Consider the following 15390-nt stretch of genomic DNA (forward strand, 5'->3'; position numbering starts at 1 on the left):
AAAGCTGCCGCTTAGCTGGGAGCGGCAAATTTCATGGGCTTGGATAAAAAGGAAAGGGAATAGAGGTTTCTGCGGATAACCGGGTGGAATTTAAGGTTTATAGATGGAGAAATACTCTGGAGGGCGTGAAGAAGTTTAAGGTCAGCGGCTTAGAATAGGAAAGGGAAGCTCTCTCGGATACAGGAGAGAGCTGTTTCAGAAAGAGAGAAAGCGGGGATAGGGAGAGCCGGCTATAAAACGGAAGGAGCCTCTGCAATATGACGTGCCGGAATCCGTATGGTTACTTCAGTTCCCTCTCCCAGGCGGCTTGTAAAGCGCAGGCCATATTGGCTTCCATACAGGCTCTTAAGCCTGAGATTTGTGTTATAGAGGCCGATATGCCCAGGCGCCACAGGCCGTATGGCACTGTTTGATTTATCTCCTTCTGCTACATCGTTAAGCAGGTCGTCCAGCCTCTTGGGAGAAATACCAGCCCCGTCATCTGAAATAATAAATTCAATATCATTGCCGGAACGCCAGCCTGTCAGAAGAATGCTTCCCCGTTTTTCCTCCTTGGCCATAATGCCGTGGAGAAAGGCATTCTCAATAATTGGTTGAAAGGTCAGCTTTGGAATGGTATACTCATACAACTCCTCCGATACATCTATGACAAAGTCCACGCGGTTTTCATAGCGCATATTTTGAAGCTTTACATAGAGCCTGGCATGCTCAAGCTCCTTCGCAATCGGATTGATCAGCTCCCTCCGGCTCAGCGTCAGTTTGTAGAAGCGGGACAGAGTCTGGATCGCTTCTGTGACCTCCTGGCTTCTTCCTGTGTGGGCCAGCCAGTTAATCATATCCAACGTATTGTAGAGAAAATGAGGATTTACCTGGGCCTGCAGCGCCCTGAATTCTGCCATTCTAAGCTCCTCGGATGTATTCCTCTGTCTGTCCATCAGTGAACTGATTTCCCCAGTCATATAGTTGTAGGTGTCTGTAAGAATACCAATCTCATCACAGCCTGTATCGGATATGTTCATAGGCTGAGGCCTGCCGGTGCGGACCTTTTCCATCTGTAGGGCTACGGCAATAATGCGGTTGGCAATGGAATTGGATAGATAAAATGCAAAGAAAAGGGCAGCAGCTGCAAAAAACAGATAAATTCCCCCGAAATAAATCAGCATAGACTGTCCTGCGTATGTAATGTGGGCAGCCGGAATGATGGATACCATGTATAAGTCCGTGTCAGGAATGGGAAAATAGGCTCCATAGGCGGAGCCTTCCAGAAAGGAAACAAGGGAAAAATTTTCTGCCCTCCCTATCCGTTGCTCAAGTTGAGCATGGGGGACAAAATACTTGCTGGCCAGCGCCAAATCTGTGGATGAAACAATTAAATCCTGGTCATTGATAATATAGGACGCTTCGTCTGTGGCAGAGGTATTGTTTCTGAGGATGCTGTCAAAGCTCTCTGAGGAGAGATACAAAGCAATATATGCGGAGGCTTGTTCCTTCTGTAGGCTGCGGCCATCTGGAGCCTGATAGGGAATGCGTATCATATAAGCTAGTTTGCCGTCTGATTCAAGCTCCTTTTGTGTAAGATACTGTTCAGGACAAAGAAAACGATTGTATTTGCCGGCGCTGAATCTGTCGTACCAATGGCTGCTGCTGACAGAGGATACAGGGGTAAAGAGGGGACTTTCGGGTTTGTTATACTGCGTCAAATCTCCGTAGATAGAATCATCATAATAAATCTTAACAGCTGTTACAAGGGAGCGGTTCTTTGTGCTGTCCACCAGATGGTACAGGCTGGTGAGGCGGGAGGGAGAGATTCGCATTTGTCCAGCCTGTTCTTTTGGTACATGAAAGGTATCCTGTACAGTTATAGTATTGGCAATAGCGCCGGCAGCATGGGATACATGGGCGATCAGGTTTTCAATGGAACTGACTGTCTGAATGGAAAGAGCCTGCTCCGAGCGTATTCTGTTTTCTATAACAATGCCATAAATACGCATAAAAAGGAAGCCTGACAGCACTGCTGTAGGCAGCAGAATCAGGAGGGTGTGGGATATAACCAGCTTGGTTTTTAATTTCATGTCATAGGTGTAATGGTGAATCAGCTGTTTAACCGGGTGTTTCATGAGAGCATTTTCTCCCTGTATTCAGAAGGGGATAAGCCAACCAGCTTTTTGAAGGTTTTACTGTAATAGTTGCCATCGCTGTAGCCCACCTTGGAGGAGATATCCGCGATTTTGTATCTGGGATCGCTTAAAAGCTGCTTGGACATTTTAATTCGGTAATCTGTCAGGTACTGGTTTAAGGTCTGTCCTGTTTCATTTTTAAAAATGGTGCACACATAGCTGGAGGACAGATGAACGTATTGGCTTACATCCGGTACCGACAGGGAAGGTACGGCATAGTTTTTATGAATATATTCTTTTACCTGAAAAACGACCGGATTTTCTCTGCTGCCCTGTCGTAGCCTTTCAAAATAAAGCCGCAGCTTTGCGCACAGCAGGTTATGAAGCTCCTGTAAGATGGTACAGCCTGTCACGCCCTCCCATATGGATTCTGAATCGAGGCCCTCCTTCTGCCACAGGGAAACATAGCTGCTAAGTCCAATCTCGTCCAGTTTGCTAAGATATCGGTAATAGATATCCCTTACATGACTAGGGAGCAGCATTTGGCTGGGTTTGACAGAGGTAAAAAGCTGTTTTGCCAGGGCCAGGGCTTTCTCCTCCTGACGGTTGGTCAGGGCAAAGGTAAAATCCATCATCACATCCGAGGGTGGACGAAATACCTCGTTACCTTCTCTGTAGGTGAGAATTGTTCCATATTCATGAAAAAAGCCCGTTTTTAAATATTCTTCCGCTTCCTTGTAGGATAAATGGGCCTTGTGCGCACCGCTGACAACTGGACCAACTGAGATGAAGAAGGGGCAGAAGTTCTTCATAATTTCGCGGATGAACAGAGCGCAGGAATAGATAGACTCATCCCTGGGCCGGGCAGAGGAATAAAGAAAGATGGTTATATAGCGATCCCCATGGATATGGTAAATCTGAGCCAGATCAACCTTTGCCAGATATGTATTTAAATCGCCCTGCAGTTGGCTGACGGCGTGTTCAGGCAGCTCTGTAACAGGTGCCAGGCAGTCAATTAAAACAGCTGCAAACCATGTAGAGGGACTAATGGGGAGATCCAGCTCCCTGATGAGAGCATCCAGATTCTTAAGGCCGCCTTGCTCCGGCTCCATTAAGAGCATGGTAAGGTGGTTCCACTGCTCCTTTTCGTGGGCCAGGGCAGCTGCCCGATGGATGGAACGGGCCTTGCAGCTGTCTGCCGCTTCCTGTATGGCAGAAGCCAACTCCTCCATATCCAGAGGCTTTTCCACATAGCTGACAGCCTTCAGCTTGATAGCAGCTTTCAGGTATTCCTTATCCGAGTAGGCGCTCATAAAAATGATAACGGCACTAGGGCGCTGTTCTAACAGTTTTTCTGCCATTTCTACGCCGTTCATCCGGGGCATGCGCACATCCGTCAGAACAATATCGGCCTCCTTATCAAGGGCTGTATTAAGTCCATGAATTCCGTCGTCCTCCAAAAAAACCTGCGTAATGCCCAGGCCTTCCAAATCCAGGCTGTCTTTTATTCCTTCCCTTGTAAGTTTTTCATCGTCTATAATCAGAAGCTTCATGGAACGCTGCCTCCATTCTGATGTGGAATTAAATTTGTATTAATACAACTATTTTATCAAGAATTGGCAGATTTGCAATCAAAATAAGAAAAATAACCGGAAGGTCTGTTTCTATATCTACAGTAGTTTTGGGATATTTTACTTTTTATAAATATTACAGAAAATAAAAAAATATTACCATAGATATCCTGCTTTTCCTGGTGTATAATTAAGAACATCAAAAGGAAATCAAAGGATAAGCAGATAAGCGCTGTCAGATCCTAGCTTACTGTAAGTAAAAATTCCCCCACGGATCTGACGGTGATTCTCTATAAATCAAGATACGGAGGTGAGATTAGATGAAGCGTGTAATGGTAAAATTCGATCAGGCAGAGCAGATTATTAATTTTGTCAGAATTATCTGCCGATATGACTATGACGCGGATGTAAGATGCGGCAGCCGTATCGTTGATGCAAAATCCGTTGTTGGGGTATTATCCCTGGCTAAGTCCAAGACAGTCGAGTTGATTCTTCATACAGAAGAATGTGACAGACTTCTGGAGGAAATCGCTCCCTTTGCCGCATAAGCAAGGCCTTATGGGGACAATCTTGAATGAAAGACAGATACGGGCCGGCGCAGATATGCTGCCGGCCTTCTTGTTATAGCCCAAGCTTCCGGATTCGGCCATGTCGTGGGGCGCATATCAGGCGGTCAAGCTATATCTGGAAACAGGAGGCAAAATAACAGCGGATCAGCGTATTCGACGCTATAACTCCAGAGCTATATTGACTTTTATACAGGTATGTAGTATACTGAGGCAAGAAAATTGAAAAGGGGTGCTGGATTGAACCGGCTGAGACGGAACCTGCGGATTTCGAACCCTGAAACCTGATCTGGATAATGCCAGCGTAGGAAATGCCTAGACCTTTGTCTTATAAGCCCTGCCCGGTTTTTATCCGGGAAGGGCTTTTACAATTTTTAAAAAGAGGAAAAGGAGAAGATATGATGAATGCAAGCGTTGCAATTCAGTCCCTGCCAGAGGCAGCCAATGACAGTGAGCTAATCCGCATTATAGATGAGGTGATTGATTACATTAAGAGCACCGGTCTTAGCTATTACGTAGGTCCCTTTGAAACAACCATTGAGGGAGATTATGATCAGCTTATGGATATTGTAAAGGAGTGCCAGCATATTGCGGTAAGAGCCGGGGCGCCTTCTGTGGCCGCCTATATCAAGGTTTCCTACCGCCCGGAAGGAGATGTGCTTTCGATTGAAACAAAGGTTGCAAAGCACCACCAGTAGGATCTGGTCCTGCTCAGCCCTTTTTCTGATCCTGATAGTATGGCAGCTTGTGACGTGGACAGGGCTGGTAGGGGAGTTTATGCTTCCGTCGCCGGTTCAGGTGGCGAGGGCCTTTGCGGATGAGTTTGGGGCATTGATGCGCAATGCCGGCACTACCTTGATGGAAGCCTTCTCAGGTCTTATGATAGGAGTGGCGGTAGGCTTTGGAGCGGCTGTAGTGATGGATCATTGCAGGCGGCTTTATCAGGCCTTCTATCCTCTCATTGTGCTGACGCAGACGGTGCCGGCCATTGCCATTGCGCCCCTTCTTGTCCTGTGGTTTGGCTACGAAATGACGCCGAAGATTATATTAATTGTTATAACTACATTCTTTCCGATTGCCGTAGGACTTCTCAACGGCTTTCAGGCGGCAGACCCTGCCGCTGTGAACCTGCTTAGGGCTATGGGTGCGGGCAGGCTTCAGATATTTCGTTATATTAAGCTTCCGGGAGCCATGGGGCCTTTTTTTTCAGGACTTAAGATATCCGCTTCCTATGCGGTGGTGGGAGCGGTGATTTCTGAGTGGCTGGGCGGCTTTAATGGCCTGGGCGTCTATATGCTCAGAGTTAAAAAGGCATTTTCTTTTGATAAAATGTTTGCGGTTATTTTTTTGATTTCTGCTATTAGCCTGCTGCTCATGTGGGCAGTGGAGCGATTACAGAAGCTTTGCATGCCCTGGGAGGCATTTCAAAGAAAATAATGGATATGGATGGTAGATAAAAGACAGATGAGGAGAAAAACGATGAAAAAAGGATTTGTTATAGCGGCAGCAGCAGTCTGCCTTCTGACAGCAGCATGCAGTCATCCGTCTGGAGCCGGATCGCTTGGCGCAAAAGCAGAGGGGGAGGGGCTTAAGGAGCTTACCTTTGTGCTGGATTGGACACCCAATACGAACCATACGGGACTTTATGTAGCACAGGAGAAGGGGTATTTTGCAGAGGAAGGGCTCAAAGTAAATCTGGTACAGCCGCCGGAAGATGGCGCAGAGGTGCTGACGGCATCTGGCAAGGCTCAGTTTGGAATTTCCTTCCAGGATGGCCTGGCTCCTGCTCTGGCTGGGGATAATGCTCTGCCAGTAACTGCAGTAGCCAGTGTGATTCAGCATAATACATCCGGTATCATTTCACGTAAGGGAGAGGGAATGGACAGGCCCAGGGGAATGGAGGGCAAAAAATACGCCACCTGGAATTTGCCTGTGGAAAAGGCGATGGTGCAGAATGTGGTGGAAGGCGATGGGGGAGATTTCTCTCTGGTAGAGCTCATTCCCAGTACAGTGACAGATGAGGTGTCAGCTCTTAAGTCGAAGTCTGTGGATGCCATTTGGGTTTTCTATGGATGGGCCGGAGTGAAGATGGAGCTGGAAAATCTGGAGACAGATTACTTTGCCTTTTCTGATTTGAATCCTGTTTTTGATTATTATACGCCTGTAATTATTGGAAATAACGAGTTTTTAGAGAGTCAGCCGGAGACTGCCAAAGCATTTTTAAGGGCGGTGGCAAAAGGCTATGAGGATGCGGCGGCCGATCCTGAGGGAGCGGCAAAGATTCTCTGCAAGGCAGCGCCTGAGCTGGATGAGAAGCTGGTTCTTGCCAGTCAGAAGTATTTGGCTGACCGGTATAAGGATGACGCGCCTAAGTGGGGCTATATTGATCCTGACAGATGGAACCGGTTTTATACATGGCTTGGTGAAAATGGATTGACGGAGACCAGGATTCCCGAAAACACAGGATTTTCCAATGAATATCTGCCGGAATAAGGAAAAGGGAGAAGCCAGGGCAGTTTTTGAAAAGCTGGATTGACCGGGAGGAGAAAGGATGGGATATTTAACGGTAGAAGGTATTCGAAAATCCTTTGACGGCGAGGTGATCATTGAGGATATTTCACTAGAGCTTCATACAGGCGAGCTGGTATCTCTTTTAGGAGTCAGCGGAGGGGGAAAGACAACTCTTTTTAATGTGGCGTCCGGGCTTTTAAATCCGGATAAGGGCCGAATTCTTCTGGATGGTGAGGATATTACAGGCAAGCCGGGGCATGTGAGCTATATGCTTCAAAAGGATCTTTTGCTCCCCTACCGGACCGTTGAGGATAATGTGGCTCTTCCGTTGCTGGTCAAGGGAATGAAAAAAAAGGAGGCCAGGGAGAAGGCAGGCAGCTATTTTAAACAGTTTGGCCTGGAGGGAACCCAGAAGCGTTATCCGGCCCAGCTTTCCGGAGGCATGCGCCAGCGGGCGGCCCTCCTTCGTACCTATCTGTTTTCTAACAGCGTAGCTCTTTTGGATGAGCCTTTTTCGGCTCTGGATATGCTGACTAAGCAGGGAATTCATGAATGGTATCTGGACGTAATGGAGCAGATTCAGCTTTCTACCCTGTTTATCACCCATGATATTGATGAGGCAATTTTGCTGTCGGATCGTATTTATCTGCTGACAGGGCGGCCGGGGCGCATTACCAAAGAGGTGGCTATTAAGGAGCCAAAGCCAAGGCGGAAGGACTTTAAGCTGACGGAGGACTTTCTGGAGTATAAGAGAGAGATTCTGCATCATTTAGAATCGGAGACAGGAGCAGCCGGTTGGTAGAGATACCGGGCTGCTCCAGCTTTTTACAAATCCAGCTTTAAATCTCCTGGCTTAATCCAGCCAAGCTTCCTCAATATTTCCCCGAATAGCAAGGTCAGAAGAGCCGGAAGGACAAAGCATACAAGGAGGATACCTAACCACATCCTGGAGCCTTTTTCCATAGCTGTGAATACGCCGATAGGGCCTACCAGGCCACAGGTACCCATACCGGAGGCAGTATGTATGTTTTCCATTTTGAATATGACAGTGGCGACAGGGCCCGTTATCATAGAGGCCAGCGTAGGCGGGATCCAGATTCGCGGGTTTAATACAATGTTGCCCATCTGCAGCATACTGGTTCCCAGTCCCTGAGCTAAGAGGCCACCGATTTTATTTTCCCGGTAGCTCATAACTGCAAAACCAATCATCTGAGCGCAGCACCCGGCTGTGGCAGCGCCTCCGGCCAAGCCATCCAGCGTCAGGGCAATACAGATGGCTGCGCTGCTGATGGGAAGGGTCAGAGCGATCCCGATCAGGGCAGATACCAGAATACCCATGAGAAACGGCTGCATGTCTGTGGCAGTTTTTACTATATTGCCGAACCAGGTCATGAACCGGCCGATACCAGGACCTGCAAGCTGGGCTGCCAGAACCCCTGAAATAATGGTTACACCGGGAGTTATAATAATATCCAGACGGGTTTCCTTGGACACGATTTTTCCCAGCTCAGAGGCAATGACGGTAGCTGCCAGCGCGCCTACAGGACCGCCAAGAGCATTGCCGGCAATACCTACCGTGGCTGCGGAGAACAATACCAGCTGAGGAGCTTTTAAAGCGTGGGCAATGGCAATACCCAGAGCTGCCCCTGTGGCGCTTTTTGCGTAATCTGCAATCACGTTGAAAAGCTCTACGCCGGTTTGCTGTCCCAGGGTTGCGAAGATAGTGCCGATTAGCAGGGAAGAGAAAAGACCAAAGGCCATAGCGCCAAGAGCGTCTATCAGGTAGGCCTGTACGGTGATGTTAACATTTTTACGCTTCAAAAAGTTTTTGATTGTACCTTTCATACTCGGATTCTCCCTTTTACCCAGATTTTAGTGAAGCTTGGGTTTGGTTAGGGATTTTATCACAAATTTATAAAAATGCAAGTATTTTGTTGAAAATTCCATTATATCGTTAAAAAAATAACAGATTGAAATTTTATATAGGCTGGGATATAATGATACAAACAGGGGATTGGCAGTGATATGTATCCCCTAAAAGAGTCCAAAAGATAGGCTCTAAGCGCTTACAACGAGGTGAATGGTTATCGATATTGAATTGCAGATGTTATATGGACTTCAGGAGCTTCGCACGCCTGTTACAGACAGGCTGCTAGTTTTTGTTACCTCTCTGGCAGATAAGGGCTGGCTGTGGCTTCTTTTGGGGAGTGTGCTGTTTGCAGTGCCAAAGACCAGGAGACTGGGCGGGTGCATGTTGGTATCCATGGGAATCGGTGCGCTGCTTGGCAATGTCTTGCTGAAAAATATTGTAGCTCGCCCGCGCCCCTGCTGGCTGGAGCCATCGGTGCAGCTTCTGATTCACAGCCCAAAGGATTTTTCCTTCCCATCAGGACATACCCTTGTTAGCTTTGAGGGTGCGGTTTCCATCTATTTATTTAATAAAAAGTGGGGTCTTCCAGCATGTATGCTGGCTCTGCTGATTGCATTTTCAAGGCTTTATCTTTTTGTGCATTTTCCTACGGATGTGCTGGCTGGAGCCGCTATGGGGACTGTAATTGCATATTGTGTGTTCAAAGGGCAGGGTCTGAGAGATAGACGAGAAAGCAGGCGCCCACGGTCTTATGATTGAGGTTCATTTTCGAATATACTAAAAGACAGGGGGGAGGAAGGAATGGTAGAATTTGAAAACAGATATTATGAAGATGAGAAAATGACGGAGGTATATGTCCGTAGAATACTCTGCGGGAGGGTCAGAAGGTATGGACTGGCTTGTACGGTCTTAGGGACGGTTATGCTTGCGGCTTATATGGTGGAGCAAAATTATATTTGGATTGGGATTGACGCGGCGGCATTGATTGTATCTGTGGCTGTGATGCTGCTTACCCCTGTATATACGCTGAGACAGATGAGAGAGCATGAAAGGCGGATACATAATGGGAAACAGGTTGAAACCGTAATTACCTTTGGAGATAAGATACAGGTAGTGGAAGGAAGCCTTGCTTTGGCGGTTGAATATTCCCAAATCATGAAGGTTTATGATTGGGAAAAAATGTATGTTTTAATGATTAGCAGACAAAATGGCATTATCATTCATCCGGATGGGTTTGTAAAGGGAAGCCTGGATGAGTTCAGGGGGTTTATAAAAGATAAATGTGTTAACGCCAAGGTGGCGCTGTAAGGTTTGGATAAATGGGAGAGGAAGGAAACGAGAGGAAAGCAAAAAAACACTTGCATATTTATTAAAAATGTGTATAGTATATAGATGTTACAAATAAATACATAGAAGCAGAGTAGGCATATGTGCGTTAAGTGCCGGCTGAACAGGGAGTTGTCAGCTGGACGAAAGGGGAAGGGTACGTAATTGTATCAGGACCCCTGCGGTACATAAGCCGCATCCCGCTGCAACAGAGATAGAAATAAGCGGCCTGTCTGCGTGTTATGCACATAATGCATGTGTTTACCATGCTTCAGGCTGCTTTTTATAATTATCTCCGTTTGTGGTTTGAGAGGTCTGCAAAGGAGGTAATTTTATGAAGAAATTAGCAACTTTGTTTACTGGCTCCTGGCAGGAGCTAAAGCAAGTAAGGACGATTACCATCTGTGCCATGTTGGCTGCCGTAGGAATAGCCCTGGGGTCTGTGAGCATACAGATGGAGCATATGCGGATTAGCTTTGCGGGGATTCCTGTTATGATTTCCGGATATCTCTTCGGCCCGGTTGTGGGAAGCGTTTTTGCCGGAGCGCTGGATATCCTCAAATATCTGGTAAAGCCTGTGGGAGCGTTTTTTCCCGCTTTAACCTTTGTTATGGTTTTAAAAGGGTGCATCTACGGCTGCTTTTTCTACCAAAGGCCCTTAAGCCTTTTTAGAGTGCTGGCGGCCCTCTTTGTCTCTGGACTGGTGTGCAATGTCATACTGAATACTCTTTGCCTTTCGGTTCTTTACGGAAAGGCGTTTATGACACTGCTGCCGCCCCGCATCCTTCAGAACCTGATTCTCTGGCCCATTGATTCTCTCATTTTCTTTCATGTTTCTAAGCTTCTGGAGATGGCAGGCGTGTTTCGGGTTTTTAGGAAAAACAAAGTATCTGTAAACTAAGGACTGATTTGGGCATTTCTTAACTGGAGCCTGACGCCTGCTTAGCGGGCGTCCTGTGACAGGTTCCGCTTCAGCTTTCCAAAGGAGATAATAAACAAAAGAACTGTGGTACACACAGCGATTGTATCTGCAATCGGTTCTGCCATGAATACGGCCAATACCTTATTTTCAAAGAAGTTAGGCAGGATATAAATAAGCGGTATCAGCAGGATAACCTTGCGCAGCAATGCAAGAAACAGGGAAGTTTTACTGTCTCCCAAAGCAATGAAGGTCTGCTGGCAGGCCAGCTGTGCGCCGAACAGCAGAACGGCAGCCATATAAATATGGATGGACCAGGTGCTGAAGGAGATTAAAGCGGCGTCCTTTGTAAAGATATTGATGAAAACCATAGGCGCAAACATGCAGATAAGCCACATAGCTGTAGAATATCCCATACAGACTGACAGAAGAAGCCGAAAGGCCCTGCTGACACGCTCCAGCTTTTTTGCTCCATAATTAAAGCTGATTATGGGCTGTGCGCCCTGGGTCATTCCCTGAAGAGGCAGAAGGGAGAACTGCATTACGCTTCCCATAATGGTCATAGCTCCTACAGCTACGTCGCCGCCGTACTTTAAAAGAGAGGTATTGAAGCAGATATTCAGTATGCTCTCTGTAAACTGCATCACAAAGGGAGCAGCTCCAAGAGCAATGGCAGGAAACAGGATCTCCTTCTTAGGACGCATATACCGAAGACGGATGTTAAGGTAGCTTTTTCTGGAAATTAAAAATAGCACTACCCAGGCGGAAGAGATCCCCTGGGATATAATCGTAGCAAGAGCGGCGCCCCGCACTCCCATGTGAAAGCCAAACATGAGGATAGGATCTAAAATAATGTTGCAGATTGCGCCGATTAACACAGTCAGCATACCGGTTTTTGCATATCCCTGGGCGTTGATGAAGGCATTCAGCCCCAGCGCCAGCTGTACGAAAATAGTGCCCAGTGCGTAAATCTGCATATAGGACCAGCCGTATTCTATCGTATTATCGCTGGCTCCGAACATAAGAAGAATCCGGCGGCCGAATATAAGAAAAAAGGCGGTGAGAACAACTGCAATTCCAATCAGCGCAGCGGTACAGTTGCCCAGAATATGCTCAGCCTCCTCCTTATTGCCCTTTCCAAGCATGATGGAGGCTCTGGGAGCTCCTCCCATGCTGACCAGGGCGGCAAAGGCGGAGATTGCCATGATCACAGGAAAGGTTACGCCTACTCCGGTTAGGGCATTGGCCCCTACGTTGGGAAGATGCCCGATGTACATACGATCAACCATGTTGTATAGAACGTTAATGATCTGTGCCGCAATGGCAGGAACAGCCAGTTGAAAAAGAAGCTTTCCGACGCTTCCTGACCCAAGATCGACTTCCTTGGCCTCGTTTTTATTTGCCATAACTACTCAACCCCTTCTGCAATAGATAAAAGTAAATAATGATTAACTATAGCTCTAAAAGTGGAGAATGTCAATGGTGGAATTTTGCCAAGAGCTCCTAAAAGGCCGCTGCTAAGGCAGCGGCTGCTTCTTGTGAAATAGCAGCAGCAATCCCATATAGCACAGACTGATAAGGCCGATATGAATGGAGGTTTCTATAAACACCGGCAGCTGGTAAAAGCAGGAAAACGCCTGGGAAAAGGCCAGATAGATGCCGATGGACACAAGCAGAAGGAGGGCTGGCTTTATAATCATATTGATGCTGTCCCACCGAAAGGGAACCAGCTGTTTAACGGTCAGAAAGCTCATAAGAGCCAGAGCCAGCTCACTGGCCAGCATGCCGTAGAGATAGCCCAGTATACCGAAATTGGGGATCGCAAAGAGGACAAAGGCCAGCCGTATGACCATAGCGCACACATTTTGTAAAAAGGTGACGGAGGTTTTTCCAAGGCCGTTTAAAATGCTCCCCATAGTAGTAGCCAAATACATGAAGGGACAGAGCCAGGAGAGAATAGTGATAAAGCGGCCTGCGTTCTGGTCGTGAAATACGCTGATGCCCAACTGGTTTCCAAAGAGAGTAAAGACACCGATGCATAGGATTCCCATATAGCAGCTGTAGCGCAGAGACATGGAAATGATGGAGGAAATTCTGCCTTCATTGCCGTCTGCCTGGGCTTCAGCTACTGTTGGAAGCAAAAGCACAGCCATGGAGTTGGTGATGGCAGAGGGGAAAAGGATAAAGGGAAGAGCCATGCTGGTAAGGACTCCGTAAATAGACAGAGCCTCAGAGTTAGAAAGACCAGAGCGCATCAGCTTATTGGGAATCCAGATTGCTTCTGCACTTCCAAGAACATTGAGGATCAGGCGGTTACCCATGAGCGGAAGGGCCAAAGCCATCAGGGGAGCTGCGGCTGAGGGAAAGGAAAGCCTGGACTGGGAGGACTGGGTCTGGCTGCCCTTTGGCGGAAAGAAGCCCAGGGCCAGCATGGTGAACAGGGCAGAAGCCATTTCTCCGATTAAATGTCCATAGACGGCCAGGCTGACAGTAATCTCCCGTCCGGAGTCCAGCCAGACAGTGGCAATTAGAAATACGGCCCCCATGCGGATAATCTGCTCCGCTACCTGAGAGAAGGCAGGGACATTGGCTTTTTGCATACCGTAGTAGTATCCGTTGATGCAGGCATGCAGGGCGGCAAAGGGCACGGAAACTGCCATTACAGGGAGATAAGGGGCGCATCTTGGCTCCAGAAGAAGCCTTCGTGCCAGAAAGCCGGCGTTGCTGTAAATGCCCCAGGCCAGGAATAAAGACAGGGCCATAGCGATCAAAAGGCCTGTCTTAAAGACAGCCTTTCCCTTAGTCTGGTTGGCAGCCACATATTGGGACAGGGCAGTCTGGATGGAACCAGCGCATACTGCAAAGCAGATGGAAAATATGGGGTGCACCATATTATAAATCCCCAGTCCCTCAGCTCCGATGGTTCTGGACATGAAAATTCGGTAAAAAAATCCCAGAATCCTGCATATGAAACCAGTGGAGGTGAGGAGCAAAGTGCCGGTTATAAAGGCCATCTTTCGGGGAGAAAGCCTTTTGGCAGCCGGATCGGACGCAGTAAAAGGATTCTTCATGAAAGCTCCAAAGGGTGAGAATTATTGAAAGTATATGTGGGGGCTGAAAGGATTATTCGATTCAGGAGCGTGAAATGATTAACCTATGCTGGCAGTATCAAATAAAATACAGGTATTCATATTGAAATTGTAGGAATACTATGATATAGTAGGAAATGTAGATGAAGCTTTTAACTTTAGGACTACAGAAAGGCGGATTTTTTAATTATGAAGCAGGTAATTTATATGGACAATGCGGCTACTACAAAAACAAGGCCGGAAGTGGTGGAGGCAATGCTCCCTTATTTTACGGAGCGCTATGGAAATCCCTCATCCATATATGATTTTTCCACAGAGAGCAAGCGTGCCGTGAGCCATGCCAGAGAAACCATTGCCAAGTCCCTTGGGGCGCAAACCAATGAAATATATTTTACAGCAGGAGGCAGCGAGGCAGATAACTGGGCTCTGATTGCTACTGCTGAGGCATATGAAGGAAAGGGGAAGCACATCATCACCAGCAAGATTGAGCATCATGCAGTCCTTCATACCTGTCAGTATCTGGAGAAGCGTGGCTTTGAGGTGACGTATCTGGATGTAGATGAGTATGGCACAGTAAAACTGGATGAGCTTAAGAAAGCGATCCGTCCCGACACGATTCTTATCTCTATCATGTTTGCAAATAACGAAATCGGCACCATTGAACCGATCAAGGAAATCGGAACGATTGCGAAAGAGCATGGAATTTTATTTCATACAGATGCGGTACAGGCCTACGGCCATGTGCCTATTAATGTAGACGAGTACAATATTGATATGTTAAGTTCCAGCGGACACAAGCTGAACGGGCCTAAGGGAATCGGCTTCCTTTATATCCGTAAAGGTGTGAAGATCCGTTCCTTTATCCATGGAGGAGCTCAAGAACGCAAGCGCCGGGCAGGTACGGAAAATGTACCTGGCATCGTAGGCTACGGAAAGGCAGTGGAGATTGCCATGGCCAATATGGAAGAAAGGACGAAAAAGGAGACGGAGCTCCGGGATTATCTGATGAAGCGGGTGATGGACGAGGTGCCCTTTGCCAGAATTAATGGTTCCCGTACCAGCCGCCTTCCTAACAACGTGAATTTCGCTTTCCAGTTTATTGAGGGAGAATCCCTTCTGATTAAGCTGGATATGGCGGGAATCTGCGGTTCCAGCGGCTCTGCATGTACTTCGGGCTCTCTGGATCCGTCCCATGTGCTGCTGGCTATCGGCCTGCCTCATGAGATTGCCCACGGCTCTCTCCGCCTGACCCTCAGCGAGGAGAATACCAGAGAAGAGATTGACTATGTGGCAGAGCAGATTAAGGAAGTTGTAGCCTATCTGCGGGGAATGTCCCCTCTGTATGAGGACTATATGAGAAAAAATTCGAAAAAGAGAGTTGGATAAGCAGAGATGCAGAGAACCGGTTATGCGGATATCTG

General features: G+C 47.4%; 14 protein-coding genes and 2 riboswitches. Of the genes, 9 read left to right on the top strand and 5 right to left on the bottom strand.

The genetic code is table 11. The features are described 5' to 3' along the window. Positions 1-230: 230 nt before the first annotated feature. Positions 231-2117 carry a cache domain-containing sensor histidine kinase gene (locus FYJ39_RS03180; protein WP_154471003.1) on the bottom strand — a complete coding sequence of 629 codons (1887 nt, stop codon included), beginning with the start codon at positions 2115-2117 and terminating at the stop codon, positions 231-233. Continuing rightward, the gene (locus FYJ39_RS03185; RefSeq protein ID WP_154471004.1) at positions 2114-3670 is read right to left on the bottom strand and encodes a response regulator; all 1557 of its coding nucleotides are present in this window, start codon (positions 3668-3670) and stop codon (positions 2114-2116) included. The genes FYJ39_RS03180 and FYJ39_RS03185 overlap by 4 nt, the downstream gene beginning before the upstream one ends. 338 nt (positions 3671-4008) lie before the next feature. Here FYJ39_RS03185 and FYJ39_RS03190 point away from each other — a divergent pair, with 338 nt between their 5' ends. The 5 genes from FYJ39_RS03190 (at position 4009) to FYJ39_RS03210 (ending at position 7567) form a co-directional block, all read left to right on the top strand. Continuing rightward, a complete protein-coding gene (locus FYJ39_RS03190) occupies positions 4009-4236 on the top strand; it encodes an HPr family phosphocarrier protein (RefSeq protein WP_154471005.1) in 228 nt (75 codons plus the stop codon). Between the two features lie 236 nt (positions 4237-4472). Next, a riboswitch (TPP riboswitch) is annotated at positions 4473-4582 on the top strand. Between the two features lie 73 nt (positions 4583-4655). Then, the gene (locus tag FYJ39_RS03195; protein WP_154471127.1) at positions 4656-4952 is read left to right on the top strand and encodes a thiamine-binding protein; all 297 of its coding nucleotides are present in this window, start codon (positions 4656-4658) and stop codon (positions 4950-4952) included. Next, positions 4921-5691: an ABC transporter permease gene (locus tag FYJ39_RS03200; protein ID WP_154471006.1), complete on the top strand. Its 771-nt coding sequence runs from the start codon at positions 4921-4923 to the stop codon at positions 5689-5691. The genes FYJ39_RS03195 and FYJ39_RS03200 overlap by 32 nt, the downstream gene beginning before the upstream one ends. A 42-nt stretch (positions 5692-5733) precedes the next feature. Then, on the top strand, positions 5734-6747 hold the full coding sequence (locus tag FYJ39_RS03205) for an ABC transporter substrate-binding protein (RefSeq protein WP_154471007.1): 1014 nt from the start codon (positions 5734-5736) through the stop codon (positions 6745-6747). Positions 6748-6805: 58 nt separating this feature from the next. Further along, positions 6806-7567, top strand: a complete 762-nt coding sequence (locus FYJ39_RS03210) for an ABC transporter ATP-binding protein (RefSeq protein WP_154471008.1) — start codon at positions 6806-6808, stop codon at positions 7565-7567. A 23-nt stretch (positions 7568-7590) separates the two neighbouring features. On the opposite strand, the gene FYJ39_RS03215 is transcribed toward FYJ39_RS03210, so the two are convergent. After that, on the bottom strand, positions 7591-8610 hold the full coding sequence (locus FYJ39_RS03215; RefSeq protein ID WP_154471009.1) for a PTS transporter subunit IIC: 1020 nt from the start codon (positions 8608-8610) through the stop codon (positions 7591-7593). A gap of 235 nt (positions 8611-8845) precedes the next feature. On the opposite strand from FYJ39_RS03215, the gene FYJ39_RS03220 reads away from it, so the two are divergent. The 3 genes from FYJ39_RS03220 to FYJ39_RS03230 all read left to right on the top strand — a co-directional run bounded on the left by FYJ39_RS03220 (position 8846) and on the right by FYJ39_RS03230 (position 10862). Then, positions 8846-9394, top strand: a complete 549-nt coding sequence (locus FYJ39_RS03220; RefSeq protein ID WP_154471010.1) for a phosphatase PAP2 family protein — start codon at positions 8846-8848, stop codon at positions 9392-9394. A 42-nt stretch (positions 9395-9436) separates the two neighbouring features. Further along, the gene (locus tag FYJ39_RS03225; RefSeq protein ID WP_154471011.1) at positions 9437-9943 is read left to right on the top strand and encodes a YcxB family protein; all 507 of its coding nucleotides are present in this window, start codon (positions 9437-9439) and stop codon (positions 9941-9943) included. Between the two features lie 106 nt (positions 9944-10049). Further along, positions 10050-10169, top strand: a riboswitch (THF riboswitch). Between the two features lie 126 nt (positions 10170-10295). Continuing rightward, positions 10296-10862: a folate family ECF transporter S component gene (locus tag FYJ39_RS03230; protein ID WP_154471012.1), complete on the top strand. Its 567-nt coding sequence runs from the start codon at positions 10296-10298 to the stop codon at positions 10860-10862. Between the two features lie 41 nt (positions 10863-10903). Here FYJ39_RS03230 and FYJ39_RS03235 read toward each other — a convergent pair whose 3' ends face one another. Beyond that, entirely contained in the window at positions 10904-12286 is a 1383-nt protein-coding gene (locus FYJ39_RS03235; RefSeq protein WP_154471013.1) for an MATE family efflux transporter, read from the bottom strand. A 111-nt stretch (positions 12287-12397) separates the two neighbouring features. After that, a complete protein-coding gene (locus tag FYJ39_RS03240) occupies positions 12398-13951 on the bottom strand; it encodes a polysaccharide biosynthesis protein (protein ID WP_154471014.1) in 1554 nt (517 codons plus the stop codon). Between the two features lie 207 nt (positions 13952-14158). Here FYJ39_RS03240 and nifS point away from each other — a divergent pair, with 207 nt between their 5' ends. After that, positions 14159-15355, top strand: a complete 1197-nt coding sequence (gene nifS / locus FYJ39_RS03245) for a cysteine desulfurase NifS (protein WP_154471015.1) — start codon at positions 14159-14161, stop codon at positions 15353-15355. The last annotated feature ends 35 nt before the right edge of the window (positions 15356-15390 follow it).

This window comes from Clostridium porci, assembly GCF_009696375.1.
GTDB classification, from domain to species: Bacteria; Bacillota; Clostridia; order Lachnospirales; family Lachnospiraceae; genus Enterocloster; species Enterocloster porci.